We start from the raw sequence: 25,466 nt of genomic DNA, 5'->3' as shown, positions 1-25,466 counted from the left end.
AGGTCGTGCTTCCGCTTCGAACAAGCCCTCCGCCAAGACAACTCCGCCAAAACTATTCTCAGATGAGCGCGTCATTACTCGAACAATTGATCGAATCCCTGCGCGTCCTGCCTGGCGTCGGCCAGAAGACGGCGCAGCGGATGGCCTACCATCTGTTGGAGCGTGAGCGCGAAGGCGGCAAGCGGCTGGCCGGTGCGCTGGAGACGGCGATGGAGAAGATCGGCCATTGCGCGATGTGCCGCGACTTTGCTGAAACCGAGATCTGCGCCACCTGCGCCAGCGCCAGCCGCGACCGTCATCAGCTATGCGCCGTGGAATCGCCCGCGGACCGGTTGGCCATTGAACAGGCTACCGGCTACCGCGGACTGTATTTCGTACTGCAGGGTCGCCTGTCGCCGCTGGATGGTATCGGGCCGCGTGAGCTGGGCCTGGATATGCTCGCCAATCGTCTGGCCGAAGGCGAGATCGCCGAACTGATCATCGCCACCAATCCCACCGTGGAAGGCGAGGCCACGGCGCACTATCTGGCGCAACTGGCCCGCCAGCATGGCGTGCGTCCCAGCCGACTGACGCATGGCGTGCCGCTGGGTGGAGAACTGGAATACGTCGACCGCGGTACGCTGTCGCACGCATTCGGTTCGCGCAGCGAGATGCCTCAATAACTCAGTGCAGGATAATTCCATCATGTCCGACAACGACACACTCTTCGGCAAGATCATCCGCCGCGAAATCCCGGCCAATATCGTCTATGAGGACGATCAGGTGCTGGGCTTCAAGGACATCGCACCGCAGGCGCCGGTGCACGTGCTGTTTGTTCCGAAGAACGAAGCGATTCCCACCCTGGACGATCTGAAACCGCAGCAGGCGGAATTGGTGGGCCGGCTGGTGCTGGCGGCGGCCGAATACGCCCGCCGCGAAGGCCTGGCTGAAGATGGATACCGCGTCGTAATGAATTGCCGGGAACATGGCGGGCAGACGGTCTACCACATCCACTTGCACCTGTTGGCGGGCGCCCACCTGGGCCGGTTTGGTACCCCTCGCTGAAGCGCTCGGTGTCGAGTGGCTACTGGGATCAACCACTCATCTGGTATTGGATTTCCATGATGACGTGAGGAACTCTGAGGTGTTTCTGTTGCTTATTTGAGATCGAGATCCGGAAGCGGATCGCAGATTGCATACGCCACCAGCTTCCCGAAAGATCTGGATAAAAAAAACGCCACTCGATGAGTGGCGTTTTTTTATATATGGAAGCGGTGACCGTTGTTACCAGCCCCACCAACCCCAACGCGAACCCCAGTAAGGGCCCCGACCCCAGTAAGGATCGTAGAAAGGATAGGGACGTACTTCCACTTCACGCACTTCCGGCCATAGATAAACTACATCGGCGGCGACCCGCGGTAGTCGATAGTCGTACTCGCCGATGCGGGCGGTTTCATAGCCGTCGATGCGACCGACGAAAGTGACTTCGCGGCCTTCGGTGAACACGGCCGGGTCGTAGAACCCCGCGCGACAGGCGATGAAGCGGCCGTCGGTGGCGTCAGGTGCGGAGCTCATAGGCCGACCGCTACCCGATAGTGGACGCGATACCAATTGGAAGCAGGTGTTGTTCTGGCCTGGGTTGGTTTCGATGATGCGGCCGCCCCAGCGCACGGATGCGCCAACCTGAGGGTTGGCCACCGCATCCCGCGGATTGACGGGGGTGAAAGCGCCCTGCAGCGGCTTGGGAGCAGTGGCACAGGCAGCCAGTAATGCGGTGACTGCGGCGAGGGTGAGAATGCGAAGCTTCATGACCGGTCTCCAGAGATTCATGGGCGATGCCGGCGCAGTTCTTCGATCAGCGCGCCATGGTCCCCATTGGCGTCAGCGTAGCGCGCGGCGACGAAACGGCGGCTGAGCGAAAACAGCACATTGGCGCCCTGTGGCCGGGTGGCGGCGATCCGGCGCGCCCAGGTCAAAGCGGGCTCGTGTGGCTCGCGTGCCAGCCCTAGCCGGGCATAGCGCGCATTGAGTCCGTGCCAGGCACGCAATAGCGGATCGCGCTCACGCTCGCCGCGTGCCAGCAGCCAGGCCATCCAACCCAGCGCCGATAACGCGAACAGTCCGAACAAAACACCCAAGCCGGCAGTGCCCATGCCGTTCGCACCCACGCGTTGCAGCATCTGCAGCTGCCGGGCGGCATCGAAGCCGAGTACGAAGTCGTTCCAGCCGCGGCGCATCCAGTCGCCGAAGTCCGCCATGCGGACCATTCCGTCCAATCCGCCGGCCGATGCGGCACGATCCTCCAAGGTGTCGTAGATGCGCTCCGGCGCCACCGCCGCCGTGGGATCCACACGCACCCAGCCGCGCTGCGGCATCCAGACCTCCGCCCACGCATGCGCATCCATTCGCCTGACGACCCAGTAGTTGCCGAAAGCGTTGCGATAGCCGCCGACATAACCGGTGACAACACGCGCCGGAATACCGGCGCCACGCATCAGTACGACGAACGCGGAGCTGAAATGTTCGCAGTAGCCCCGCTTCTGATCGAACAGGAATTCATCTACGGCGTGCCGGCCCGGCAGCGGGGTATCCAGCGTGTAGGCGAACTCGGCGCGAACCCACCCCAGCGCGCGGCGAACGATGGCATCGTCGTTATCGCCGGCTTCCCGTCGCCATTGCGCGGCCAGAGCCAGCGTGCGCGGGTTATATCCCGTCGGCAATGTCAGGGCGCGTTGACGCAGCACCTGTTTGAGCCGCGGCTCGAAACTCGTGGGCGGCGCCGATTGCATCCGCCAGCGGGTAAGCGAACTCAACGGGGTAGCGACATACAGCCCGTAGTCGAAAGAAACGTGGACGCCGGCGGGAGTTTCGACGGGCAGATCCAATGCAACCAACTGCCGGCGATCCGTGGGTTCAAGTTCGATCTGGTAGTCCCACCGAAGATCGCCCGTGGTAATCGCCTCGGCCGGAAGATTGCGCATCCAAAGCGGCTGGGTCCAGGTGCGTCCATCGAAATCCCACAACACCGGTCCGCGCCAGTACATTTCTTCGCTCTTCGGTGAGGCGCCGAAAAATTGCGCCCGTAGGGCCGGCGAGTCGTCCGCCATCAAGTCCAGCCATCCGCCCGGGCTCATGCTGTCGCTCAGGCCGGGCCGGCTCAATGCACGCTCGGGAACCCCCCATAGCGGCGATGAGAAGCGCGGAAACAGCCAGAAAGCCGCCAGCATCAGCGGTAGACCGATCACTACCAATTTTCCGACTTGCTCCAGCCTGCGCAGCGGAGACGAGGAAGCGGACAGTACGAACGCTTCGACATCGGCCAGCCGCTGCAGGGTCACCAGGCCCGCCAAGGCACCCAGCAGCGCCAGCACCATCATCAGCGGCCCCTGGTCCAACAGGAAAGCGGCGAATGGCGCGAACATGGCAAAACCCAACAGGCTGCGCGAGTCGCGCAGGCTGAAGGTCTCGGCCGGCTTGATCGCCAGCATCGCCGCCAGCATCGCGCACCCAGTATCGCGGCCGAAGCGCAGTCCCATCACCGACAGCACCGCGGCCAACATGGCCAGCGCCATCAATATGCGCAGCGCCGCCGGTATCGGCTTGCGCCACGACGCAGCGGCGACTGCCAGCGCGGCGGCACCAATTCCTGTTGCCAACGAGGCAGGCAATTGCAGCAGCAGCGCCAACAGGCACAGTCCAGTAGTCGCCAGCGTCCATAGCCGGCTGCCGGTGTCTATCGCCGGGAGAGAAAGATCAGCGGCTTTCGGCATATGGCAACAAAGCGAGTGCGCGCAGACAGAGATGGCGGTGGGCCGTGCCTTGGGCCGGGCCGAGCGTAGGCTGGCCGGGTAGCGTCAGTCGATAGCGGCGGCCTTCGCGCTCGGCCAGATCGACCCAGCGCGCCAGGCGCCGGATGCGCTGTTCGTACGGCACATCGGACAAGCTGCTCCATTCCAGTGCGACTTCTATGCCCAGCGGCTGTTCGTATTCGCGTACCAGCAGGCTATTGCGGCGCGCGGAGGGTTTCCACGCGATGGCCCGTCGCGGGTCGCCGGCCCGATAGGCACGCAGGTGATGGACATCGTCGCCCGCAGGATGCAGCCGCGTCTGCAACCCCTCGCCCTTGCCACTGGGTAGTGGCGGTCCGTGCAATTCCGGTGCTGGATACACCAGCATGGGTGAGGCGGGCCATACCCATGACCAGGCATGCGCCAATCCCAGCGGTTGAGTGGTGGACATGCGGATGCGGCCCAGATCCAACCAACCGCGGTGCTCGGTCGGCAAGGTCAGCATGGCGACGACAGGCTCATTGGCGAACGGCGGCGCGAAGGTCGTTGCCTTCAGTGCTTCCAATCGCAGCCCGCGGCGGAGGCGGCCATCTTGCGCGGACAAGGCGATGTGCAACGACAGTGATGAGCCCGCGGCGACGGGTTCAGCAGACACCGCTTCGATGCGTAGCCCGGACAACTGCAGGTGCGCGGCGATAAGGCTGGCCAAGGCAGTGGCGCCCAGCAGCAAGGCCAGCAGCAGTGCGGGATTGTTGTTGTAGTTCAGCGCACCAAGGGCCATGGTGAACAGCAGCGCCGCGAAGAACAAACCGAATTTGGTCGGCAGCACATAGACCCTTCGCCGGTCCAATCGCACGGGCAGCGCTTCGGCATGACGGGGACGCGCCAGCAGGACGACATGGCTGGCCAATCGTTCGCGCAAGCTGGCGAGCATTGTCGAAACTATCCTCTATGCCGAATGGAGCGACCCGAACGCAGCAACGTTGCCTCAGTCCACCGGAACCGCATGCAAGATGGCTTTGGCCAGCGCTGGCGCCGATGAGGCTTCTGCTTCGGCTACCAGCCGGTGCGCAGCCACGGCGGAGAACAGCGCCTGCACGTCCTCGGGCAGCACGTGGTTGCGGCCCAGCAACAGCGCATAGGCGCGCGCCGCCCGTAGCAATGCGATGCCGGCACGCGGCGACAAGCCTACGCGCGTGCCTGGGTGCTGGCGGCTGCGCACCAGCAAAGCCTGCACATAACTGATCAGCGCATCGCTGGCGCGTACTTCACCGACAGCGTGCCGTAAGGCCAACACATCGTCGGACGAAAGTATCGGCACGGCCTGGGCGATAAGCGTGCGGCGATCGCTGCCGGCCAGCAACGCGCGCTCGGATTCGGCGTTCGGATAACCCAATGCCAATCGCAGCAGGAAGCGATCCAATTGCGAATCCGGCAGGGGATACGTGCCGGAGAGATCGACAGGATTCTGCGTGGCGATTACGAAGAACGGATCAGGCAGCGCATGGGTGGTGCCGTCCAGTGTGACCTGATGTTCGGCCATGGCTTCCAGCAGCGCGCTTTGCGTGCGCGGCGGCGCGCGGTTGATTTCGTCGGCCAGCAAGACGTTGGTGAATACCGGGCCGGGATGGAACTGGAACTCACGCGATTGCGCGTCGTATACGGAGACGCCAAGCACATCCGCCGGCAGCAGGTCGGAGGTGAACTGCACGCGCTGGAATCCTAGTCCCAGCGTGGCCGCCATGGCGTGGGCGAGGGTGGTCTTGCCAAGGCCGGGCAGATCTTCGATCAGCAGATGCCCATCGGACAGCAGCGCCACGAAGGCAAGCCTGACTTCGTGCGCCTTGCCCAGCACCAATGAATTGACCTGTTGTTGCGCGCGCTTCAGTGCGTCCGTCAAGGCTTCGGATAGCATAGGACGAGGGCTTGGAATAGCGGACATCGCGCGTTCGGTCCTTAATTGTGATTCTCCAGGGAAGTGTAGCGGGATGCAGGACGAACGACGCGCAAAACAAGTTTTCCTGGCGCTGTGGGCCGTGACGACTGTGATCAAGGTCGTGATTGCCGCGCGCCTGCCACTGTTTGTGGACGAGGCGTTCTACTGGCAGGAAGGCAGGCACCTGGCCGCGGCGTATTCCGATCTGCCGGGCCTGACGGCATGGATGACCCGGCTGGGTACGGAGATCGGTGGCCAGCATGTGTTGGCCTTGCGGGCTCCTTTCCTGTTGCTTGCCGCGCTAATGCCCTGGCTGGTCGTGCACATCGCCACGCGCTGGTTTGGCGCCGCGGCCGGCTGGCGTGCCGGCAGCATCCTGGTGTTGATGCCGTTGTCGGGCACGCTGGGGCTGATGGCGTTGCCGGATGTGCCGATGGCCTTCGCCACTGTCCTGTGCCTGGATGCGGGCGCACGGTTGTTGCGAGAGGTGGATGCGACTTCTGCGGCGGAGCTGGCACTGGGTTTGGCGATAGGCGCGTTGAGCCATTACCGTTTCCTTGGCGTGATCGGCGTGGGTCTCATCGCGTTGTTGATGTTGCCGGAAGGGCGGCGCCTGTTGCGCGATGCGCGCGTGTGGGTCGCGTTGGCAGTCGGGATTGCGGCGTGGGTTCCTCTGATCGTGTGGAATCTGGAATACGCCGACGCGGGCCTGCGGTTCCAGTTGCTTGATCGCCATCCGTGGTCGTTCCAACCGGTCGGTGGCTGGTTCGTGCTGATTCAAGCGGCCATGGTGACGCCACTGCTGTTCTTCGCCCTGTTGCAGCTGAGCGTGCGCGCGTTTCGTAAAAATGCCGGGATGCCGGCGCAGTGGCGTTACTTCGGCATGCTGGGTGGCGTGTCCACGTTGGGCTTTTTCCTGCTGGGCTTTTTCGCCGACGTGGAACGGGTGAGCTTCCATTGGACGCTGCCGGGTTACCTGGCGCTTATCGTGGCGGTGCCCACGGTATTAGGCGAATGGCCGCGAGTGCTGCGTTGGCTCGCCTGGGGATTGGCGGCGGTCGGTACGACACTGATGCTGGGCTATTACCTGGTGGTGTCGGTACCCGCGTGGCGGGAGGAGTTCGCCGCGGAAAAGTTCTATCCCGCCAATTTTGCGGGCTGGGGCGTACTGGCGCAGGCGGTACGCGCGGAGCGCATCAGACTTCCAGCGGGAACGGGGCTGCTGGCGGACAACTTCAAAGTTGGCGCGGAACTGGGTTTCGCGCTGGGCGATCCCAATATTCCGGTGCTGGACCACCCGCTCAACCGCAAGCACGGGCGTGCGCCGCAGTTGCGCTTGTGGGAACTGGAAAGCGATGGTGGTCGCAGCGGGCCGGTATTGCTGGTCGTGGCGGCTAGCGAAGTTCCATATAAAGACCTGTTGAAGCACTACCACTCGCTGTGCGAGCGGGTCGGGCCCTTGCCCGCGCCTCGGGTGGTCAGCGTCGATCACGGCCGCCAGCGTTTTTTGCTTTTCGCCTTGGGCAAGGAAAAGCAAAAAGGCCCTTGCACGGCGCCTGCGATGGCGTGGTTCGACGTACCTGTAAGCGGCGCGAAGATAGGAAAAGCTTTCACCGCATCCGGGTGGGCATTCAAGGACGGAGTCGGCCTGAAGCGCGTGGAGGTGCTGCTCGACGGCAAGGCCGTTGCGGAGGCCGCGTACGGGCTGCCCAGTCCCGGGACAGCAAGCTTTTGGCGCATTTCAACGGATCCCAACCATCCCAGCGTGGGATTCTCCGCACGGATCGATGCCAGCGCTCTCGCGCCTGGCCGCCACTGGCTGGGTCTGCGGCTACACGGCCTGGATGGCAGTGTAGAGCCGTGGGAAGAGCAGCCGGTCGAGATAGGCGCCAAATGAAAGCCTGTCTGGCGCTTTTCAATTCATCGGCAGCTCATAAAAAAGAGGCCATTGCGCTTTTCGTAGAGCCAAGCTTGCTCGGCTGAGTGTCTCCGGGCAGGAAAAGCAGCGGAGCAAGCCCCGCTCTACGACAAGCGCCTTCAAACGGCCATTCGCTATCGCCTGTCCGTTGCGACGGTCTTATTGCTACGGCAACTCGAAGCCCGCGTCGCGGAGCATGCCGGCGAGAGCAATCAGCGGCAGGCCGACCAAGGCGGTGGGATCACGGGACTCGATGGCCTCGAACAAGACGATGCCCAGCCCTTCCGCCTTGAAGCTGCCGGCGCAGTCGAATGGCTGTTCGGCATCCACGTAGCGTTCGATCTCCGCCTGCGTCAGTGCACGGAACCGCACGGTGGTGGTGTCCAGCGTTTCGAGTGCCTGGTCGCCACGGAGCAGGCAGACGGCAGTGCGGAACTGCACCTGGCGGCCGGACATGGCGGTGAGCTGGGCGATGGCACCAGCCCGGTGGCCGGGCTTGCCCAGCGGCTGGCCATCGAGCTCGGCCGCCTGATCCGCGCCGATCACCCAGCTTCCCGGGTGCTGCGAGGCGATCGCCTCGGCCTTGGCTCGGGCCAGGCGTTGCGTCAGAATGGCGGTTGATTCGCCCGGCAGTGCGGTTTCATTCACATCCGGACGCGCGATATGGAAAGGCAGGCGCAGGCGCTCCAGCAGTTCGCGGCGGTAGCGGGAGGTGGAGGCGAGCAGAAGCGGCATGGAGTGGGCCTGACAGGGCGGGGAAGTCTGCCGGGATTGGGGTCCTGCAGGCAATCCCATCTTTCGTGGTTCTCCAGGTTTGACAGCTCGGCTCGCAGTCCTTAACATTCAGCGGCTTATGTCCGCGAATACGCCCGAGATGTTGGACGCTTGGCGCATGGTCGCGGCACGGCGCAGTTTTGAAGGTCGCCTGCCGTTGTCTGCCATGACGCGCCTGCGAGACCTTCTGGTCGATACCGAGGGCGAAGCGCGTTTCCAGATCGAATTCGATCACGATTCGCTGCAAGTGCCTTACGTGGAGCTGCGGATCGATGCCGAGTTGCCGCTGACCTGTCAGCGCAGCCTGCAGCGTTTCCTGCTTCCCGTCAGTATCGTGCAACGACTGGGCTTGGTGCGTGACGAAGCCGATGAGGCTGCGTTGCCGCCGGAATACGAGGCGTTGCTGGTGCCGGAGGACGGCATGCTGCGCCTGGCGGAGCTGGTGGAGGACGAACTGGTCCTTTCCGTGCCCGTGGTACCGATGTCGCCCGGCTCTGAAGCGGTGGAACGCGAATGGCCGGCGCAGGAAGAAGAATTAGCCAAGGCCAGCCCGTTCGCGGCGCTGTCCTCGCTGAAGAAGAACTAGCCGCTCAGGCGGTCTGGCAAGACGAACCGCAAGGTTCATTACAAGTTTAGAGCTGGAGCAATCCCATGGCTGTGCAGAAATCCCGTGTCACCCCGTCCCGCCGTGGTCAGCGTCGTTCGCATGACGCACTGACCGCCAAGCAGCTGTCCACCGATCCCACCAGCGGTGAGATCCATCTGCGTCACCACGTCACTGCCGATGGTTACTACCGTGGCAAGAAGGTGATCGCCACCAAGACCTCGACGGTTGAAGAAGATTGATTCGCGCGGCGCGCCTTCCGGTGTGCCAGCAACGATCAACCATGATGTTCAGGGCCCCGTAGCGGGCCCACAACGGGGGCGTGCATGAGCGAGCCGGGTTCCAAGGGGCGCATTTTTGCGCGTATCGCTGGCACTGGCAGTTATCTGCCGGAAAAAGTGCTGACCAACGAGGATCTCGCCAAGCTGGTCGATACCAGCGACGAGTGGATCCAGTCCCGTACCGGTATCCGTGAACGCCACATCGCTGCCGCCGGCGAAACCGCCGGCGACCTGGGCTACAACGCCGCCGTGCGCGCGCTGGAAGCCGCGGGCGTGGACGCTTCCGAAATCGACATGATCGTGGTCGGCACCACTACGCCCGACCTGATCTTTCCGTCCACCGCCTGTTTGATCCAGGCGCGCCTGGGCGCTAACGGCTGCGCGGCGATGGACGTCAACGCGGCGTGTTCCGGCTTCCTCTACGCGCTCAGCGTGGCGGATAAATTCATTCGCTGCGGCGACGTCAAGACCGTACTGGTTATCGGCACTGAAACGCTGAGCCGTATCGTCGACTGGACCGAACGCACCACTTGTGTGCTGTTCGGCGATGGCGCGGGCGCCGTCGTACTGAAAGCCGATACCGAGACGGGCATCCTCAGCACTCATCTGCATGCCGATGGCAGCAAGAAGGAATTGCTGTGGAATCCTGTCGGTGTTTCGGCCGGTTTCAAGCCGGACGAACCCAACAGTGGCGCGCGCATCAACATGAAGGGCAATGACGTGTTCAAGTACGCCGTCAAGGCGCTGGACTCGGTTGTCGACGAAACCTTGGAAGCCAACGGCCTGGACAAGCACGACCTGGATTGGCTGATTCCGCACCAAGCCAATCTGCGCATCATCGAAGCCACGGCCAAACGCCTGGACATGTCGATGGACAACGTCATCGTCACCGTGGACCGCCACGGCAATACATCATCCGGCTCGGTGCCGCTGGCGTTGGACGAGGCCGTTCGCTCTGGCCGTGTGCAACGCGGCCAATTGTTGCTGCTGGAAGCCTTTGGCGGCGGCTTCACCTGGGGCTCCGCGCTGGTCCGCTACTGATCCAGACCGGTACCAAGATCGCGGCGAGACGCCGCTCCTACGTCTCGTCGTTGCTCGGCATAGTCGCCATGATTCGATCGAGCTAAACGGAACGTGTTTTGTTCCAATGCAATGAGGCGCCTTTAGTGCCTGAACCGGCTATCGAAACATTGCATGTGTTACGTCGCATGCGAAGCTCCTCACGCGCTCTCCACACCCGATCTGCATACGCCGCAGTACAGACAATCTCACTCATTCGCCCGTATCATCCACGCTCGTTTTTTTGCCGGACAACCGAGTGACCGAACCGTCCTCCACTTCGTCGCAACTGGCCTTCGTTTTCCCGGGGCAAGGTTCCCAGTCGTTGGGAATGTTGGCTGAATTGGCCGAGCTGCATCCGGGTATCCGCGATACGTTCGCCGAAGCTTCCGACGGCGCCGGTGTCGACTTGTGGGCACTGTCGCAAGGCGGCCCGGAAGAGATGCTCAACCGCACCGAATACACGCAGCCGGCGTTGTTGGCAGCGGGCATCGCGGTGTGGCGTTTGTGGATGTCACGGCACGAAGTGCATCCCGTCATGCTGGCCGGGCATAGCCTGGGCGAATACACCGCACTGGTGGCTGCCGGAGCGTTGTCGCTGCGCGAAGGCGCGCATCTGGTTCGTCTGCGCGGTCAACTGATGCAGGAAGCTGCGCCGGAAGGCGTGGGCGCCATGGCCGCGGTCCTGGGCGCGGAAGATGCGCTGGTGACCGAAGTGTGCGCGGAGGCATCGGGTGATCGAGTCGTGGTGCCCGCGAACTACAACTCGCCGGGACAGATCGTGATTGGCGGCGATACCGAAGCGGTGGACCGCGCAATCGCCCTATTGAATGCGCGCGGTGTACGCAAAGTGGTGAAGCTGGCGGTGAGCGTGCCATCGCACACGCCTTTGATGCGCGAAGCCGCCAATCGCCTTACCGAAGTCATGGCAGGCCTGGATTGGCGTGCGCCGGCGCTGCCCGTGGTGCAAAACGTCGATGCGCAGGTGCATGAAGGCGTGGAGGCCATTCGCGATGCACTGGTGCGTCAGCTATACCTGCCGGTGCGCTGGACTGAGTGTGTGCACGCATTGGTGGCGAACGGAGCGACTCGTGTGGCCGAGTGCGGTCCGGGTAAAGTGCTGACCGGCTTGGTCAAGCGCATCGACAAATCCCTGGACGCGCGTCCGTTGGCCACGCCTGGCGACTTCGAAGCCGCAATGAGCGATTGGATACACTGAGCGCCGCGCTCGATTGCGATAGCAACTGAAAAGGAACCCCGAATGACTCAACCATTGACTGGCCTGCTACTACAGGGCGAAGTCGCGCTCGTAACCGGTGCCAGCCGCGGCATCGGCGCCGCCATCGCCGACCTGCTTGCCGCCCAAGGCGCCACCGTCATCGGTACCGCGACGAGCGATAGCGGCGCACAAGCGATCAGCGAAAGAATGTCGGCCGCTGGCGGTCATGGCCGAACCTTGAACGTCACTGACGCCTCGGCAGTGGAAGCGCTGATCGACTCCATCGGCAAGGAGTTCGGGCCGATCTCAATCCTGGTCAACAACGCTGGCATTACGCGCGACAACCTGTTGATGCGGATGAAGGACGAAGACTGGCAGGCCATTCTGGATACCAACCTGACCAGCGTTTACCGCACATCCAAGGCGGTGATGCGCGGCATGATGAAGGCGCGCAAAGGACGCATCATCAATATTGCTTCGGTCGTCGGCGTCACTGGCAATGCCGGGCAAGCCAACTATGCGGCGGCGAAGGCCGGCATCATCGCGTTCTCCAAGTCGCTGGCGAAGGAAATCGGCAGCCGCGGCGTGACGGTCAACGTGGTCGCGCCGGGCTTCATCGCCACCGACATGACCAAGGACCTGCCGGAAGACTCGAAGAAGGCGCTCGTCGAGCAAATCGCACTGGGCCGCCTGGGCGATCCGGCGGACATCGCACACGCCGTGGCATTCCTTGCCAGTCCCGCCGCCAGCTATATCACCGGCGAGACCCTGCATGTGAACGGCGGCATGTACATGCCATGATCACGGATGATGGCGTAAGTAATTGATTCACCGGCGGTTGCGGGCACCTGCCCGTAGCCCCATCTTTCCACTAAACTATTCCCCGTTTACCCAATCTCCGTCTGGAGCGATATCCAATGAGCAGCATCGAAGAACGCGTCAAGAAAATCGTCGTCGAACAACTTGGCGTCAAAGAAGAAGAAGTCACCACCAGTGCATCGTTCGTCGATGACCTCGGCGCGGATTCGCTCGACACCGTCGAGCTGGTGATGGCGCTGGAAGAAGAGTTCGAGTGCGAAATTCCGGACGAAGAGGCCGAAAAGATCACTTCGGTGCAGCAGGCCATCGACTACGTCAAGGCTCACGTCAAGGCGTAAGTTTTGTAGTCCTGCAGAATCGTGTCGGGGCCGCGTATGCGGCCCCGCGCGTATTTGGCGCACATCCGCCCGCGTAGGGCGCAAGAGAGTCTGAGGAGTTTGCTATGAGCCAGCGTCGCGTCGTCGTTACCGGTATGGGTCTGGTGTCGCCCTTGGGCAACGACCTGGCCACCAGTTGGGATGGCATCGTCAATGGACGGTCGGGCATCGGCCCGGTCACCTCCTTCGATGCGTCCGCCTTTACCACGCAGATCGCCGGCGAGATTCGCGATTTCGATCCTGCCACTTTCGTGTCGCCCAAAGACGCGAAGAAAATGGATCCGTTCATCCACTACGGCATCGCGGCTTCCTTCATGGCGCTGGATGATTCCGGGCTGGAAATTACCGAGGCCAATGCCGAGCGCATCGGCGCCATCATCGGCTCGGGTATAGGCGGCATCCACGGCATCGAAGAACAAACCATCAAATTGCACGAAGGCGGCCCGCGCAAGGTGTCGCCGTTCTACGTGCCCAGCACCATCATCAACATGCTGCCGGGCCAGTTGTCCATCCTGAAGGGCATCAAAGGCCCCAGCTTCTCGGTGGTATCGGCGTGCGCCACTTCCAATCATTCCATCGGCGTTGCCATGCGCGCCATCCAGTACGGCGATGCCGATGTGATGATCGCCGGCGGCGCGGAACTGGGTTCTTCGCCGACCTCGATGGCTGGCTTCTGTTCGATGAAGGCCATGTCCACCCGCAACGATGCGCCGACCAAGGCCTCGCGTCCGTGGGACAAGGACCGTGACGGCTTCGTGCTGGGCGACGGCGCCGGCATCCTGGTGCTGGAGGAATACGAACATGCCAAAGCCCGCGGGGCCCGCATCTATGCGGAACTTGCCGGCTTCGGTTCCAGTTCGGATGCACACCACATGACCGCTCCCAGCGAGAACGGTGAAGGCCCCGCGCGCTGCCTGACTTCCGCGTTGAAGGATGCCGGGCTGAACCCGGAGCAGGTGGAATACCTCAATGCGCACGGTACCTCTACGCCGCTGGGCGATTTGGCCGAAACCTTGGCGATGAAACGAGCCCTGGGCGACCACGCCTACAAGATCATGGTCAGCTCCACCAAATCGATGACCGGACACCTGCTGGGAGCGGCCGGCGGCGCGGAAGCCATTTTCTCGGTGTTGGCGATCCATCACGGCATCATCCCGCCGACCATCAACCTGGATGAACCGGGTGAAGGCTGCGATCTGGATTACGTGCCGAATGTGGCGCGCGAGAAAAAGATCGATGTCGCCGTCTCGAATGGCTTTGGTTTCGGCGGCACCAACGGCACGCTGGTGTTCAAGCGCATATAGGGCGGTAAAGAGGTAAGTCGCCCGCTGCGCGGGCTGTGAAGGGTGAAGTGGTGAAGCGGAGTAGATAAGCCACATCCCCGCTTGGCGAACAGCATCGCCGCCGACTTGACCCTTCACAGCCTGCGCAGCGGGCGACTTCACCCTTTGCGTGCATCCATGATCCAAACCCAAGCCCTGCCATCAAACACCGATCTCCTGGCCCTGCACCGGCTGGCACCCGATCGCTATCCGGTATTGCTGGAATCGGTGGCCTCCGGCACGGCGCAAGGACGCTGGGATCTGCTGCTGACGACCGATGGCAGCGGTCTGCGGCTGCACGCCGATGGCATTACTCGTGATCTGCAGGATCAAGCGCAGGACGGCGATTTCCTTGCCGTGCTCGACCGGCATTGGCAGGCACAACGCATACCGCGCGAAGAGCCGCGCTGGCCCTTCCGTGGCGGCTGGGCGTTGCTGCTGGACTATGAATTGGCGCAACAGGTCGAGCCCGTATTGAAGCTGCCGATGGCAGACCGACCGCAACCCATCGCGTTGGCATTGCGTTGTCCGGCAGCGATTCTGCACGACCGCAGCACCGGCGATTGCGTGGCCATTGCCGAGACCGGCTACGACGAAATGCTGGAATGCATCGCCGCGGACCTCTCCGTAGTCGAGCAGTTGCCAGCGCTAGGAGACTGGCGCGTGCCGGCATCGGTGAAAGAAGACGATCCGCAACGCTTCACCGATGGCGTCACGCGGATTCTGGAATACCTGGCGGCCGGCGATATCTTCCAAGTCAATCTTTCGCGTGCCTGGCGCGCGCAGTTCAACGACACGCTGGATCCGGCCGCTCTGTACGCACGATTACGGGAGGCCAATCCAGCGCCTTTCGCAGGCCTGTTCGCTGGATCGGGCTGGGCGGTGGTCAGCTCGTCACCGGAGCGTCTGGTCTCTATCCGCGGCGACGTGGTCGAAACCCGGCCGATCGCTGGCACCCGGCCGCGCTTTCCGGGCGACGATGATGCCGCGCGCATCCGCGAACTGGTCGGCCATCCCAAGGAACGCGCCGAACACGTGATGCTCATCGACCTGGAGCGCAACGACCTGGGCCGTGTATGTGTGCCCGGCAGCGTGGAAGTGGACGAACTGATGACGGTGGAAAGTTACGCCCACGTCCATCACATCGTGAGCAACGTACGCGGGCGTCTGCGGCCGGACGCGACACCGGGCGAGGTGATCCGCGCGACGTTCCCCGGCGGCACCATCACTGGCTGTCCCAAAGTACGGTGCATGCAGATCATCGCCGAGCTTGAGAACGAACCGCGTGGTGCCTACACCGGTGCATTTGGCTGGCTTAACCGCGACGGCGACCTGGACTTGAACATCCTGATCCGCAGCGCCGAAGTGGCCGCCAGCCCGGCCGGGCAAGGCAGCCAGATGGTATTCCGTACCGGCGCCGGCATCGTGGCCGATTCGATCCCCGATAAAGAACTCGAGGAAACCCGCGCCAAGGCGCGCGGCCTGTTGCGGGCGCTGGCCCCATAGGAGCGCCCCACCGGCGCCACCGCCTACAGCCTGAGACAGCGAGCAGGTATCCTGCACGGCCAGTACCGTCCCGCCGAGGAAATCGTGGCTTCAGGTTGCAAGAGCGGTTGCCGCATCATTGTCATTGCCTTCGCTTTACTGCTGGTCGCTGCCATCGGCGCCGGCGTTTGGCTGTGGCGCGACTACCACGGCTTCGCCGACCAGCCGCTGGAAGGCGTGCAAAGCGGCGAGTCGGTAGAGATCGTCAGCGGCGATTCGTTTCCCGCGGTGCTGCGCAAGCTGCGGGAAAAAGGGATCACCCAGGGCCGCAATCTGGATTGGCAGATTCTCGCGCGAGAACTGGACGCCGCCGGCAAGCTGAAGGTGGGCGAGTACGCGCTGGAACCGGGCACCACGCCACGAGATCTGCTGATACGCATGCGCGATGGCAGGATCATCCAGTACCGCTTCACCATCGTGGAAGGCTGGAACATCCGCCAGCTGCGCGCAGCGCTCAGAGCCGCCACGCCGCTGCAGCACAAGACCACCGATCTGGACGACGCGGCGCTGATGAAAGCCCTGGGCCACGAAGGCCGGCACCCGGAAGGCCGCTTTTTGCCGGAAACCTACGTGTATTCCCGCCGCGACAGCGATCTGAACCTGCTCCAGCGCGCATACGCCGCAATGGAGAAAGCGCTGGCCGCGGCCTGGGCCGCGCGCGACCCGGAGGTGCCGCTCGCTTCGGCGGAAGAAGCCTTGGTGCTGGCGTCGGTCATCGAGAAGGAAACCGGCGTCGCCTCGGAACGCCCACAGATCGCCGGCGTGTTCGCGCGGCGCCTGAAGATCGGCATGCCGCTACAGACCGACCCGACCGTGATCTACGGCATTGGCAGCAGCTACGACGGCAACATCCGCCGGCATCATCTGACCACCGACACGCCCTACAACACCTACACCCGCAAGGGACTGCCGCCTACGCCCATCGCGATGCCCGGCGTGGCCGCGCTGAACGCAGCCGTGAACCCGGAGGATGGCGATGCGCTGTTCTTCGTAGCCGTGGGCGACGGCAGCGGACGGCACATCTTCTCGGCCACGCTGGCCGAACACAACGCCGCCGTCGCACGGTACCTGGTGACACGCCGGCAGACGCTGGACAAGGCGGCGTCGCAATGACCGAAGCACTGTTGAGCCATCCCCGTTTCATCACCCTGGAAGGCGGTGAAGGTGCCGGCAAGACCAGCGCCATTACCGCCATCCGCGAGTTGCTCTCCGCACGCGCGCAAGAAGTCGTACTGACCCGCGAGCCCGGCGGCACGCCGCTGGCAGAACGCATTCGCGAGTTGCTGCTGAATCCGCAAGACGAGACGCTGGTGCCGGAAGCCGAGCTGCTGCTGGTGTTTGCCGCCCGCGCTCAGCATGTCCGGCAAGTGGTGCGTCCGGCATTGCAGCGTGGCGCCTTCGTGGTCAGCGACCGCTTCACCGATTCCAGCTACGCCTATCAAGGCGAGGGGCGTGGGTTGGATGCCGACTGGATTGCCGCGCTGGAACGGCGCGCGGTCGGGCTGAAGCCCGGCCTGACGCTGCTGCTGGACCTGGACGTACGCGAAGGCCGCGCCCGCACCGCCGGCCGGGATCTGTGGCCGGACCGGATCGAGAGCGAGCAGGACGATTTCTTTGAGCGCGTGCGGGCCGGTTTCCGCAGGCGAGCATCCGCCGAACCACAGCGCTTCCGGGTCATCGATGCCAGCCAATCGCCGGCGCAGGTCGCGACGGCGGTTACCGCGGCATTGGCGGACTGGTTGGACGATAACGCGTGAGTGGTCCGCTCAGCCCTTGGCAGCAACGCCTCTACACGCATGCCGCCGCTTCGCTGGACGGCGGCCGGATGGGGCATGGCCTGCTGATTTGCGGTCCCGCCGGTCTGGGTAAACGGGCCGTGGCGGAACGACTGGCGCGGCGCATCCTCAGCCAGCAGCGTGGAGAGGACGGTGAGCCGCGACCCAACGACCGCAGCAGTCAGTTGATCGATGCCGGTACGCACCCCGATCTGCACGTGGTGTCGTTTGGCCCCACCAAGGACGGCAGCAAGCTGCGCACCGAGATCGTCATCGACCAGATCCGCGAGCTATCCCAGAAGCTGTCGCTGACGCCACAGTACGGCTCGGCGCAGGTCGCCATCATCGACCCGGCCGACGCCATCAACCGTTCAGCATGCAATGCCTTGCTGAAGACTTTGGAAGAACCCGCGCCGGGTCGCTATCTGTGGCTAATCAGCGCGCAACCCGCGCGCTTACCGGCGACGATCCGCAGCCGTTGCCAACGGCTGGAATTCCGCCTGCCGCCACGCGAGGAGTCGCTGGCCTGGCTGCAAGGGCAGGGCCATTCAGAAAAATCAGCTGTCGAGGCCCTGGACGCCGCGCGCGGCCACCCTGGGCTGGCCGATGAATGGCTGCGCGAAGACGGGCTGGCCTTGCGCAAGGCCGTGGCCGACGATCTGGCCAAGCTGGAAAAAGGCCAGATTGGCGTAGTGGAAACAGCGCAGCGGTGGGCCAACGACGAACTGGCCGACGCGCGCCTGCGCCACGCCGCCGACCTGGTGCTGGCGCAAGCCGCCACGGCAGGCTTGACCGACGCCGCGCGATTGAACAAGCTGGCCGCCTGGTTCGATGCCGCCAACCGTACCCGCGATCTGCTGCGGACCACCGTACGCGGCGATCTGGCCATGGTGGACTTGTTGTTGGCCTGGGCCGGTGGGGACCGCGCACGTGCCGCCAATACGGCCCGTAACTGACAGGAGAATGGGGCCATGAACGCAACAGCCGGAGCAAGCGGTCGCCAGGGCATCTTGTCGCTGGCGGTCAAAGACAAGACCGCGCTTTACAACGCCTACATGCCGTACATGAAGAACGGCGGCATCTTCGTGCCCACGCCCAAGCGCTATTTCCTGGGCGACGAGGTCTTCCTGCTGCTGACGCTGCCGGACTCCAGCGAGCGCCTGCCGGTCGCGGGCAAAGTGGTGTGGGTAACACCGGTCGGCGCCCAAGGAAACCGCGTCGCAGGCATCGGTGTGCAATTCGCCGATACCAGTGAAGGCGAAGCCGTGAAGAACAAGATCGAGACCCTGCTGGCCGGCACTCTGAACGCCGACAAGCCCACGCACACAATGTAGATCCCGCAATCGCTCTCTGTAGCAGCGATGTGAGTCGCGAAGTTGATGTTTCCCATCGCGATTCCCATTCATTTTGCTCCGGCCAGTCGGCACGGCTCGCGTAGGGTGTTCCAACGCCTGCGGGGTCAAGTCCCCGCGACTCTTCCAGACTCCGTCAAAAGCAGCGGAGCGAACTCCGCTCTACATGAGTTTGCAGCTGAGCCACCGGCCTCTGGAGTCCGTTCGAGTGTAAAATATCGCGTTTTAACCCAGAAGAATGGCGAAAGCTCCTCCACGGACGCCCGTCTCGAGCCCGGTGTTCATTCGCCTGCTTGCTCGCCTCACAGACGTTGACGTACCTCAATCCCATCATGTGCTGTCCGATCGACTAAGCCAGTGGATCGACTGGACGCGTGCCGTCGCCCTGTCCAGAGCACTCGATGGCACGGTGGCTGCGGCGGCCGTCGATGCACCCGGCAGCTTCGACAGTGCGATGGAGGACGAAGTTGTTCGTGGGCGAGTCTCGTTGACGAATGCCATTACCGGCGATCGGGAATTGTCTTCAGCGGAGCGCCGCGGGAATGAACCCGACCGTGTGGAGGAAAGTAGCGCGAATACCGTAGCCGACTACGCGTTCTTTCAGCAGCGATATCTCGCCATGCAACGAGCCATGTTGGCGGCTACCGGCCGGCTGCGGGGCCGTCTTCGCGACATGCTCGTCCAGAAGTCGGCCGACATGGCCCGGCTCGCGGAAGTGGATGCCGTCATGGAGCTGGCGCTGAGCCCGCGCGAGCAGACGTTGTTGGCTGCCGTGCCAAAGTTGCTCGGGGAACACTTCGAGCGTTTGCAGCAGGCCGAGCAAGCATCATTGGCCGATGCATCCCTGTCCGAACGCGCCCCGGCGGTGATGCCGGGTGAATGGCTGCGCGTGTTTCGCCAGGACATGCAGAGCGTATTGCTCGCCGAACTGGATGTTCGTTTTCAACCGATCGAAGGCCTGCTCGCAGCGCTTCGCACTCCATAACTGGACGTCATGTTTAAAAATATTCTTGGTTTCGTTGTATTTCTCGTCGGCTTGATCGCGGTGTGCTGGATCGGTGCGGGCTACCTTGGTTCGAACCCGCTCGCGGCAACCGTCACCGTGGTGATCGGCATCTGCTACTTGGCAGGTGCGCTTGAACTGTATCGCTATCGGCAGGCGACCTCCACGCTGGCGAAAGCCGTTGAGGATGCCGCCTTGGCGCAATCCGACTTGCGCGACTGGCTTGCACGCTTGCATCCCAGCGTGCGCAACGCGGTGCGACTGCGCATCGAAGGTGATCGCGTCGCCTTGCCCGCTCCAGGGTTGACGCCGTACTTGGTCGGTTTGTTGGTGTTGCTGGGTATGCTGGGCACACTCCTGGGCATGATGGCGACCCTCAGTGGTACCGGGTTGGCACTGGAAAGCGCGACGGACCTGGAAGCCATTCGCGGTTCCCTCGCCTCGCCGGTCAAAGGGCTGGCATTCGCGTTTGGTACCTCGATCGCTGGCGTCGCCACATCGGCGATGCTCGGACTGCTTTCCGCCCTATGCAGGCGCGAAAGACTCCAGGCCGTACAGCGGCTGGACGTGGAGATTGCCACCCGTCTGCACACCTACTCGCGGGCGTACCAGCGTGAGGAGGCGTTCAAACTCCAGCAGCGGCAGACGGAGCTGATGCCGGTATTGATCGACCGGCTACAAGCAATGATGGCGACCATCGAGCAACAGACCGCTGCTACGAGCGAACGGCTATTGGTCAGCCAAGAGGATTTCCATACTAAGACGGAAGCCACTTACATGCGGCTCGCTTCCTCGGTGGAGCAGTCGTTGAAGGCTGGCGTTGCCGAAAACGCCCAGGCCTTCAGTACGGCACTGCAACCGGTCATCGAAGCCACAATGGCGGGCGTTGCGCGCGAAGCGGCTTTGATGCATGACGCTGTCACGCATGCCGTGCAGCGACAGCTGGAAGGATTGTCGGCGGGCTTTGAGAAGACATCCATCGCGGCGGCCGATACTTGGAAAGCAGCATTGGCAGAGCAGCGGAGATCGAACGAAGCGCTGACCCAGGATATGCGTCAATCGTTGGAGCATTTCGCCGACACCTTCGACCAGCGCTCGGCCGGTCTGCTGGAAGCCATTTCGGTGCGTTTTGAGGCTGCGACAAGTGGCGCAGCGGACGCATGGAACAATGTGCTGTCGCAGCAAGAGGCGGCCAACGAGAACTTGACCCTTCGCAATCAGCAGGCGCTGGCCGCGACTGCGGCGACCTTCGAAGAGCAAGCGACATCATTAGTCGGCGTTATGCGGCAGTCGCACGCGGACTTGCAGATTCTGCTGGAATCACGGGATCAGCAGCGACTCGCAACGTGGACGGAAACCCTCGGGTCGATGACCGCTGTGTTGAACAGGAATTGGGAGCAACTTGGCGAGGCCGTAGCGAGTCGCCAGCAGGAAATCTGCGACACGCTCGCGCGGACCGCGAACGACATTTCCGCGCAGGCGCAGGCACACGCCAGCGAAACAATCGGCGAGATATCCCGCCTCGCGCAAGTCGCTTCGGAAGCCCCCAAGGCTGCGGCCGAAGTCGTCGCTGAGATACGTCAGAAGCTCTCCGACAGCATGTCGCGCGACACCGCCATGTTGGAGGAACGCAGCCGCTTGCTGGAAACGTTGGAAATCCTCCTGGTTACCGTGAATCAGGCGTCCGCCGAACAACGCGCCGCCATTGACGCGCTGGTCACTACCTCGGCGGATCTGATGGATCGTGTCGGTTCCCGATTCGCGGACCACATCGAAGGTGAAACCGGCAAGCTCGAGGCCGTGGCCGCGCAAGTCACCGGCAGTGCCGTCGAAGTCGCAAGCCTGGGCGAAGCATTCGGTATGTCCGTACAACTGTTCGGTCAATCGACCGACGCACTGACGGAACGCTTGCAGCACATCTCAACCGCGCTGGACACCTCGCTCGCGCGCAGCGATGAACAGCTGGCGTACTACGTGGCGCAGGCCAGGGAAGTCATCGACCTGAGCATGCTGTCGCAAAAGCAGATCATTGAGGAACTGCGTCAGCTCGCCGACCGGCGGGCGCCTGTCGAAGTCGAAACGGCATGAGTGACGAAATCGAGTTCGAAGCGGATTCGGCGGCGCCGGTCTGGACCGCCTTCGGCGACCTGATGTCGGTGCTGCTGGGCGTGTTCGTGCTGATCCTGGTAGGTGTCATTGGCGTCCAGCTGCAACTCTCGAGCCGGCTGGACGAAGAGGTCAAGCAGCGGCAGATCGAAGCGCAACGCCGTAAAACATTGGAGCAAGCACTGGCGGTGCCGTTGGCGGCGGGCCGCGTGACACTGGTCAATGGCCGCATCGGTATTCGCGGTAGCGTGCTGTTCGCTTTGAACTCGGATCAGCTGCAACCCGAAGGACGGGACGTGTTGAAGAGCCTGGCCGGTCCGCTTTCCGAATACTTGAAATCGCGCGATGAAGTTCTGATGGTGAGTGGATTTACCGATGACCGGCCGGTCTTGGATGGCAATCGCCGGTTTGCCGACAACTGGGAATTGTCAGCCGAGCGCGCGTTGACCGTAACTCGCACGCTGATTGCTGAAGGCGTCCCCGCCTCGTCGGTGTTTGCAGCGGCGTTCGGTTCCGAACAGCCGGTGAGTTCCAACGCGGACAACGAAGGACGGGCCAGGAACAGACGCGTGGAGATCGCACCCATCCCGAAGCCGCAGAAGGCGCAGCAAGGCTCATGAGCGGTGACGGTGATAGCCGCGGTAAAAGCGCCCGAGAGGTGCTCGACGCGTGGCGCGAGCAACAGGCCGATCGCTTGGACCCCGTGCGCTTTCGCTTTATCGAGGTACTGGAATCACGTGCGCAGGGCCATGGCGGCGAGGTGCGGCGCATTCTGGACGAGAAGCTGTCCAAGCTGCTCACGTCCTACGCCGGCGCTCTCAAGAAGAAGCCATCCAGCGGTGGAAACGTCGATGACGCAAAGCAACCGCGCGAGGCGACGAGCGGTGCGCTGGGAGATTTACTGAAACATATCGGCGGCCATAGAGCCCCCATGGCGGTGGACAGCGGTGCTGCCGCTACGGAGAGTGCGGAGGGCGGTGCGAATGATCCCGGTCCCTCTTTTTCTACAGAACTTCCCGCACTCCTTGAGTTCAGAAAAATCTGGTCCAAGGTGCGTACTGATGGTCAGCTGAAGCAGTCGCTGGAGCAAGTTCCAACGAATGCCGGCCCGCTCAACTCGGGCGTTCTCGTACACCGCTCAATCATCCTGATGCGTGAGTTGTCGCCGGAATATCTCCAGCACTTCGTCTCGTACGCCGATACCTTGTCATGGATGGAGCAGATGCAAGGTGATGGCGTACTGGCAACCGATGTGTCCCGAGCCGCGGGTAGCAGCAAACAGGTCCGCAACAAGCCTCGCAAGCGCCGCACCTGAGCGCCGTTGCCAGGCACTAATCCGCTGGGATAGGTCCGATTTTTTACCGAATATTTCCCTGTGGGAGTGGTGCTGGCATGCCGGCACCGGTAAGTCGCGACATTGATGCGTCCGGTCGCGACCCATTTCGCTCCAACAGGAATTCATTCCGAAGGGGGTTCAAGGAACGAAATGCGACCGCCCCGGGACATCGTCCAGGCCGACCTGTAATCTAGGTTCAAGTCTTTCCCGGAAGCACATATGCCGAAGATCGGTCGAAGAAATCTCTTCAAGGCGCTCGCTGCAGGCGTGGTCGCCTCGCCGCTGCCGATACTGTCAGCAACAGCGGGTCAAGCCAGCAGCGCGGCAAGCCCACGCTGGGGCAAGGGAATAGAAGGGCAGCGCACTGCTGATCTGGGTGATGGAACTTTCCTCAATCCCATCATTGCCGGGGACCATCCTGATCCCACGATCCTCAAGGATGGCGACGACTACTACATGACGTTTTCGTCGTTCTATTCTTATCCGGGCCTGGTGATCTGGCATTCGACCGACTTGGTCAATTGGGCGCCGATCGGTCCTGCGCTTCGGAAGGAATTGGGCGTGATCTGGGCCGTCGATCTCTGCAAGCACGATGGCCGCTACTTCATTTACCTTCCGGCCAACCCCGACGACAAAGAGTGGTCGATCTACGCGATCTGGGCCGATGACATCCGAGGACCGTGGAGCGAGCCGATCGATCTCGGCATTTCCGGCTGCATAGATCCCGGTCATGTGGTCGGAGAAGATGGAAAGCGATATCTCTTCGTCAACGGCATCCGAAAAATCAGGCTCACCGACGACGGCCTCGCAAAAGATGGAACGCTTGAGCACGCCTACAGTCCCTGGCGCTATCCCGATGACTGGATCGTCGAGAATTTCGCCCCCGAAGGACCGAAGCTGCTCCGGCACGGCGACTGGTTCTATCTGATCACCGCGGTAGGTGGCACCGCGGGACCGGTCACCGGTCACATGGTCATCGCTGCCCGCTCGAAGTCGGTGCAGGGTCCATGGGAACACTGCCCGCACAATCCACTGGTGCGCACGGTTTCCGAGTCTGAGCCATGGTGGTCGCGGGGGCATGCGTCCCTGGTGGAGGGGCCGGCTGGCGACTGGTGGATGGTCTACCACGCTTACGAGAACGGATTCAGGACGCTGGGACGCCAGACGGTGATGGAGCCCATCGAGTGGACGACAGACGGCTGGTTTCGCGCGTTGGGTGGCGATCTGTCCAAGCCGATTCGCAAGCCGGCCAAGGGAACGCCCAGTCCCGCTGGGTTTGCGCTATCGGATAATTTTTCAACCGACAAGTTCGGCATCCAATGGTGTTTCCACGATCCCAAGCCAGACGAAATGACGCGCGTCGAGCGCGCCGCAAAGGGACTGCTGCTGAAAGCGACCGGAACCTCGCCAGTGGATAGCGCGCCGCTGGCCTGCATCGTGCCCGACCGCGCTTATCAGGCAGAGCTGACGTTGCAGCTTTCCGGCGAGTCCGAAGCCGGCCTGCTGCTGTTCTACAACCACAAGGCATTCGTGGGTGTCGGCTTCACGCCGGATACCATCAAGACTTATCAGTACGCGGAAGAGCAGGTATGGGCACGATTGCCACACAGCAGTCGGCGCGTGTGCGTGAGGCTGACCAACGACCGCAACGTCATCACCTATGAGTATTCGTACGACGACGGACGCTCATGGAAACTGCACCCCACCCGCATGGAAGTGTCCGGTGTTCACCACAACGTCTTCGGCGGCTTCCTCAGCCTCAAGATAGGCATCTACAGCGCCGGGAAGGGAGAGGTTCTGCTTAGCGACTTTAACTATCGCGGGATGGACCGATCTGCAAATTTGTAATGACGCTGTTCGATCTGCGCACGCCGTAAAGTTGCACGCAGAGGCGACCAACGCGAATGCCATGTAGGAGCACCGTCCTGGGCGCGAGCTTTTCGCTTTTTATCGCGACCTGACAGGAAGAGCTCGCAGCGGGACGCCGCTCCGCGCCCCGATAACCCCTCAGTGCGTGCGATCAAGAACGCGCCGCAGCGCGTCCGGATGGTGAACAGCAGGCTCCAATTGCTCTTCGCTTCTACGCGACCTGAGGGGAAGAGCTCGCGGCGGGACGCCGCTCCGCGCTCCGATAACCCTTCAGTGCGTGCGATCAAGAGCGCGCCGCAGCGCGTCCGGATGGTGAACAGCAGGCTCCAATTGCTCTTCGCTTCTACTGCGACCTGAGGGGGAAGAGCTCGCGGCGGGACGCCGCTCCTACAACAGCTACGCAA

At 62.8% G+C, this 25,466-nt stretch carries 25 protein-coding genes; 20 read left to right on the top strand and 5 right to left on the bottom strand.

What is annotated here, in order from left to right; translation table 11 throughout:
• Window positions 1–62: 62 nt before the first annotated feature.
• Both recR and AB6O04_RS02170 read left to right on the top strand, forming a co-directional pair.
• Complete coding sequence (gene recR / locus AB6O04_RS02175) at window positions 63–662, top strand: recombination mediator RecR (protein WP_368562016.1); 600 nt, start codon at window positions 63–65, stop codon at window positions 660–662.
• 22 nt (window positions 663–684) lie between these two features.
• Window positions 685–1,044 carry a histidine triad nucleotide-binding protein gene (locus tag AB6O04_RS02170; RefSeq protein ID WP_368562014.1) on the top strand — a complete coding sequence of 120 codons (360 nt, stop codon included), beginning with the start codon at window positions 685–687 and terminating at the stop codon, window positions 1,042–1,044.
• 219 nt (window positions 1,045–1,263) lie between these two features.
• On the opposite strand, the gene AB6O04_RS02165 is transcribed toward AB6O04_RS02170, so the two are convergent.
• From AB6O04_RS02165 to AB6O04_RS02150, 4 genes are read right to left on the bottom strand one after another with little or no spacing between them, the layout of a single operon-like run.
• Window positions 1,264–1,788 carry a Slp family lipoprotein gene (locus AB6O04_RS02165; RefSeq protein ID WP_368562012.1) on the bottom strand — a complete coding sequence of 175 codons (525 nt, stop codon included), beginning with the start codon at window positions 1,786–1,788 and terminating at the stop codon, window positions 1,264–1,266.
• Window positions 1,789–1,805: 17 nt separating this feature from the next.
• Window positions 1,806–3,749 (bottom strand): transglutaminaseTgpA domain-containing protein, encoded by a 1,944-nt coding sequence (locus AB6O04_RS02160; RefSeq protein ID WP_368562010.1) that lies wholly within the window; start codon window positions 3,747–3,749, stop codon window positions 1,806–1,808.
• Window positions 3,733–4,701 (bottom strand): DUF58 domain-containing protein, encoded by a 969-nt coding sequence (locus tag AB6O04_RS02155; RefSeq protein WP_368562008.1) that lies wholly within the window; start codon window positions 4,699–4,701, stop codon window positions 3,733–3,735. The genes AB6O04_RS02160 and AB6O04_RS02155 overlap by 17 nt, the downstream gene beginning before the upstream one ends.
• 54 nt (window positions 4,702–4,755) lie before the next feature.
• Entirely contained in the window at window positions 4,756–5,682 is a 927-nt protein-coding gene (locus AB6O04_RS02150) for an AAA family ATPase (RefSeq protein WP_368562006.1), read from the bottom strand.
• A 73-nt stretch (window positions 5,683–5,755) separates the two neighbouring features.
• Here AB6O04_RS02150 and AB6O04_RS02145 point away from each other — a divergent pair, with 73 nt between their 5' ends.
• Window positions 5,756–7,600 carry an ArnT family glycosyltransferase gene (locus tag AB6O04_RS02145; RefSeq protein ID WP_368562004.1) on the top strand — a complete coding sequence of 615 codons (1,845 nt, stop codon included), beginning with the start codon at window positions 5,756–5,758 and terminating at the stop codon, window positions 7,598–7,600.
• 186 nt (window positions 7,601–7,786) lie between these two features.
• On the opposite strand, the gene AB6O04_RS02140 is transcribed toward AB6O04_RS02145, so the two are convergent.
• Window positions 7,787–8,356, bottom strand: coding sequence for a nucleoside triphosphate pyrophosphatase (locus AB6O04_RS02140; protein ID WP_368562002.1), 570 nt, complete (start codon window positions 8,354–8,356; stop codon window positions 7,787–7,789).
• 118 nt (window positions 8,357–8,474) lie between these two features.
• Here AB6O04_RS02140 and AB6O04_RS02135 point away from each other — a divergent pair, with 118 nt between their 5' ends.
• The 17 genes from AB6O04_RS02135 (at window position 8,475) to AB6O04_RS02055 (ending at window position 25,041) form a co-directional block, all read left to right on the top strand.
• Window positions 8,475–8,981, top strand: coding sequence for a YceD family protein (locus tag AB6O04_RS02135; protein WP_368561999.1), 507 nt, complete (start codon window positions 8,475–8,477; stop codon window positions 8,979–8,981).
• Window positions 8,982–9,046: 65 nt separating this feature from the next.
• The gene (gene rpmF, locus AB6O04_RS02130) at window positions 9,047–9,241 is read left to right on the top strand and encodes a 50S ribosomal protein L32 (RefSeq protein WP_337342785.1); all 195 of its coding nucleotides are present in this window, start codon (window positions 9,047–9,049) and stop codon (window positions 9,239–9,241) included.
• Window positions 9,242–9,325: 84 nt separating this feature from the next.
• On the top strand, window positions 9,326–10,321 hold the full coding sequence (locus AB6O04_RS02125) for a beta-ketoacyl-ACP synthase III (protein WP_368561997.1): 996 nt from the start codon (window positions 9,326–9,328) through the stop codon (window positions 10,319–10,321).
• Between the two features lie 307 nt (window positions 10,322–10,628).
• The gene (gene fabD, locus AB6O04_RS02120) at window positions 10,629–11,558 is read left to right on the top strand and encodes an ACP S-malonyltransferase (RefSeq protein WP_368562213.1); all 930 of its coding nucleotides are present in this window, start codon (window positions 10,629–10,631) and stop codon (window positions 11,556–11,558) included.
• A 42-nt stretch (window positions 11,559–11,600) separates the two neighbouring features.
• Window positions 11,601–12,359 carry a 3-oxoacyl-ACP reductase FabG gene (fabG, locus tag AB6O04_RS02115; protein WP_368561995.1) on the top strand — a complete coding sequence of 253 codons (759 nt, stop codon included), beginning with the start codon at window positions 11,601–11,603 and terminating at the stop codon, window positions 12,357–12,359.
• A gap of 116 nt (window positions 12,360–12,475) precedes the next feature.
• Window positions 12,476–12,715, top strand: coding sequence for an acyl carrier protein (gene acpP, locus AB6O04_RS02110; RefSeq protein WP_014161144.1), 240 nt, complete (start codon window positions 12,476–12,478; stop codon window positions 12,713–12,715).
• 104 nt (window positions 12,716–12,819) lie between these two features.
• The gene (gene fabF / locus AB6O04_RS02105) at window positions 12,820–14,058 is read left to right on the top strand and encodes a beta-ketoacyl-ACP synthase II (protein WP_368561993.1); all 1,239 of its coding nucleotides are present in this window, start codon (window positions 12,820–12,822) and stop codon (window positions 14,056–14,058) included.
• 156 nt (window positions 14,059–14,214) lie between these two features.
• Window positions 14,215–15,582, top strand: coding sequence for an aminodeoxychorismate synthase component I (locus AB6O04_RS02100; RefSeq protein WP_368561990.1), 1,368 nt, complete (start codon window positions 14,215–14,217; stop codon window positions 15,580–15,582).
• 84 nt (window positions 15,583–15,666) lie between these two features.
• Window positions 15,667–16,734 (top strand): endolytic transglycosylase MltG, encoded by a 1,068-nt coding sequence (gene mltG / locus AB6O04_RS02095; protein ID WP_368561988.1) that lies wholly within the window; start codon window positions 15,667–15,669, stop codon window positions 16,732–16,734.
• Entirely contained in the window at window positions 16,731–17,378 is a 648-nt protein-coding gene (gene tmk / locus AB6O04_RS02090) for a dTMP kinase (protein WP_368561986.1), read from the top strand. The genes mltG and tmk overlap by 4 nt, the downstream gene beginning before the upstream one ends.
• Window positions 17,375–18,352 (top strand): DNA polymerase III subunit delta', encoded by a 978-nt coding sequence (locus tag AB6O04_RS02085; RefSeq protein ID WP_368561984.1) that lies wholly within the window; start codon window positions 17,375–17,377, stop codon window positions 18,350–18,352. The genes tmk and AB6O04_RS02085 overlap by 4 nt, the downstream gene beginning before the upstream one ends.
• A 15-nt stretch (window positions 18,353–18,367) precedes the next feature.
• Window positions 18,368–18,730 carry a PilZ domain-containing protein gene (locus tag AB6O04_RS02080; RefSeq protein ID WP_337342777.1) on the top strand — a complete coding sequence of 121 codons (363 nt, stop codon included), beginning with the start codon at window positions 18,368–18,370 and terminating at the stop codon, window positions 18,728–18,730.
• Window positions 18,731–18,986: 256 nt separating this feature from the next.
• Window positions 18,987–19,733, top strand: a complete 747-nt coding sequence (locus AB6O04_RS02075) for a DUF3348 domain-containing protein (protein ID WP_368561982.1) — start codon at window positions 18,987–18,989, stop codon at window positions 19,731–19,733.
• 9 nt (window positions 19,734–19,742) lie between these two features.
• Entirely contained in the window at window positions 19,743–21,839 is a 2,097-nt protein-coding gene (locus AB6O04_RS02070; protein ID WP_368561980.1) for a DUF802 domain-containing protein, read from the top strand.
• Entirely contained in the window at window positions 21,836–22,477 is a 642-nt protein-coding gene (locus AB6O04_RS02065; RefSeq protein WP_368561978.1) for an OmpA family protein, read from the top strand. The genes AB6O04_RS02070 and AB6O04_RS02065 overlap by 4 nt, the downstream gene beginning before the upstream one ends.
• Window positions 22,474–23,172 (top strand): DUF2894 domain-containing protein, encoded by a 699-nt coding sequence (locus AB6O04_RS02060; RefSeq protein ID WP_368561977.1) that lies wholly within the window; start codon window positions 22,474–22,476, stop codon window positions 23,170–23,172. The genes AB6O04_RS02065 and AB6O04_RS02060 overlap by 4 nt, the downstream gene beginning before the upstream one ends.
• A gap of 240 nt (window positions 23,173–23,412) precedes the next feature.
• The gene (locus AB6O04_RS02055; RefSeq protein ID WP_368561975.1) at window positions 23,413–25,041 is read left to right on the top strand and encodes a family 43 glycosylhydrolase; all 1,629 of its coding nucleotides are present in this window, start codon (window positions 23,413–23,415) and stop codon (window positions 25,039–25,041) included.
• The last annotated feature ends 425 nt before the right edge of the window (window positions 25,042–25,466 follow it).

Source organism: Pseudoxanthomonas sp. UTMC 1351 (genome assembly GCF_040948865.1).
Classification (GTDB): domain Bacteria; phylum Pseudomonadota; class Gammaproteobacteria; order Xanthomonadales; family Xanthomonadaceae; genus Pseudoxanthomonas_A.
The sequence above is the reverse complement of the archived record's forward strand: the minus strand, read 5'-3'. Positions and strand labels throughout refer to the sequence as shown.

Bases quoted from the DNA above. Each gene is read 5' to 3' on its own strand.
- rpmF (WP_337342785.1), top strand. From the start codon at position 9,047: ATGGCTGTGCAGAAATCCCGTGTCACCCCGTCCCGCCGTGGTCAGCGT.
- AB6O04_RS02160 (WP_368562010.1), bottom strand. From the start codon at position 3,749: ATGCCGAAAGCCGCTGATCTTTCTCTCCCGGCGATAGACACCGGCAGC.
- AB6O04_RS02150 (WP_368562006.1), bottom strand. From the start codon at position 5,682: ATGCTATCCGAAGCCTTGACGGACGCACTGAAGCGCGCGCAACAACAG.
- AB6O04_RS02145 (WP_368562004.1), top strand. From the start codon at position 5,756: ATGCAGGACGAACGACGCGCAAAACAAGTTTTCCTGGCGCTGTGGGCC.
- AB6O04_RS02065 (WP_368561978.1), top strand. From the start codon at position 21,836: ATGAGTGACGAAATCGAGTTCGAAGCGGATTCGGCGGCGCCGGTCTGG.
- AB6O04_RS02060 (WP_368561977.1), top strand. From the start codon at position 22,474: ATGAGCGGTGACGGTGATAGCCGCGGTAAAAGCGCCCGAGAGGTGCTC.
- fabG (WP_368561995.1), top strand. From the start codon at position 11,601: ATGACTCAACCATTGACTGGCCTGCTACTACAGGGCGAAGTCGCGCTC.
- AB6O04_RS02055 (WP_368561975.1), top strand. From the start codon at position 23,413: ATGCCGAAGATCGGTCGAAGAAATCTCTTCAAGGCGCTCGCTGCAGGC.
- AB6O04_RS02170 (WP_368562014.1), top strand. From the start codon at position 685: ATGTCCGACAACGACACACTCTTCGGCAAGATCATCCGCCGCGAAATC.
- AB6O04_RS02070 (WP_368561980.1), top strand. From the start codon at position 19,743: ATGTTTAAAAATATTCTTGGTTTCGTTGTATTTCTCGTCGGCTTGATC.
- fabF (WP_368561993.1), top strand. From the start codon at position 12,820: ATGAGCCAGCGTCGCGTCGTCGTTACCGGTATGGGTCTGGTGTCGCCC.
- AB6O04_RS02125 (WP_368561997.1), top strand. From the start codon at position 9,326: ATGAGCGAGCCGGGTTCCAAGGGGCGCATTTTTGCGCGTATCGCTGGC.
- tmk (WP_368561986.1), top strand. From the start codon at position 16,731: ATGACCGAAGCACTGTTGAGCCATCCCCGTTTCATCACCCTGGAAGGC.
- AB6O04_RS02100 (WP_368561990.1), top strand. From the start codon at position 14,215: ATGATCCAAACCCAAGCCCTGCCATCAAACACCGATCTCCTGGCCCTG.
- AB6O04_RS02080 (WP_337342777.1), top strand. From the start codon at position 18,368: ATGAACGCAACAGCCGGAGCAAGCGGTCGCCAGGGCATCTTGTCGCTG.
- acpP (WP_014161144.1), top strand. From the start codon at position 12,476: ATGAGCAGCATCGAAGAACGCGTCAAGAAAATCGTCGTCGAACAACTT.
- AB6O04_RS02075 (WP_368561982.1), top strand. From the start codon at position 18,987: ATGGCGAAAGCTCCTCCACGGACGCCCGTCTCGAGCCCGGTGTTCATT.
- AB6O04_RS02155 (WP_368562008.1), bottom strand. From the start codon at position 4,701: ATGCTCGCCAGCTTGCGCGAACGATTGGCCAGCCATGTCGTCCTGCTG.
- AB6O04_RS02135 (WP_368561999.1), top strand. From the start codon at position 8,475: ATGTCCGCGAATACGCCCGAGATGTTGGACGCTTGGCGCATGGTCGCG.
- AB6O04_RS02140 (WP_368562002.1), bottom strand. From the start codon at position 8,356: ATGCCGCTTCTGCTCGCCTCCACCTCCCGCTACCGCCGCGAACTGCTG.
- AB6O04_RS02165 (WP_368562012.1), bottom strand. From the start codon at position 1,788: ATGAAGCTTCGCATTCTCACCCTCGCCGCAGTCACCGCATTACTGGCT.
- recR (WP_368562016.1), top strand. From the start codon at position 63: ATGAGCGCGTCATTACTCGAACAATTGATCGAATCCCTGCGCGTCCTG.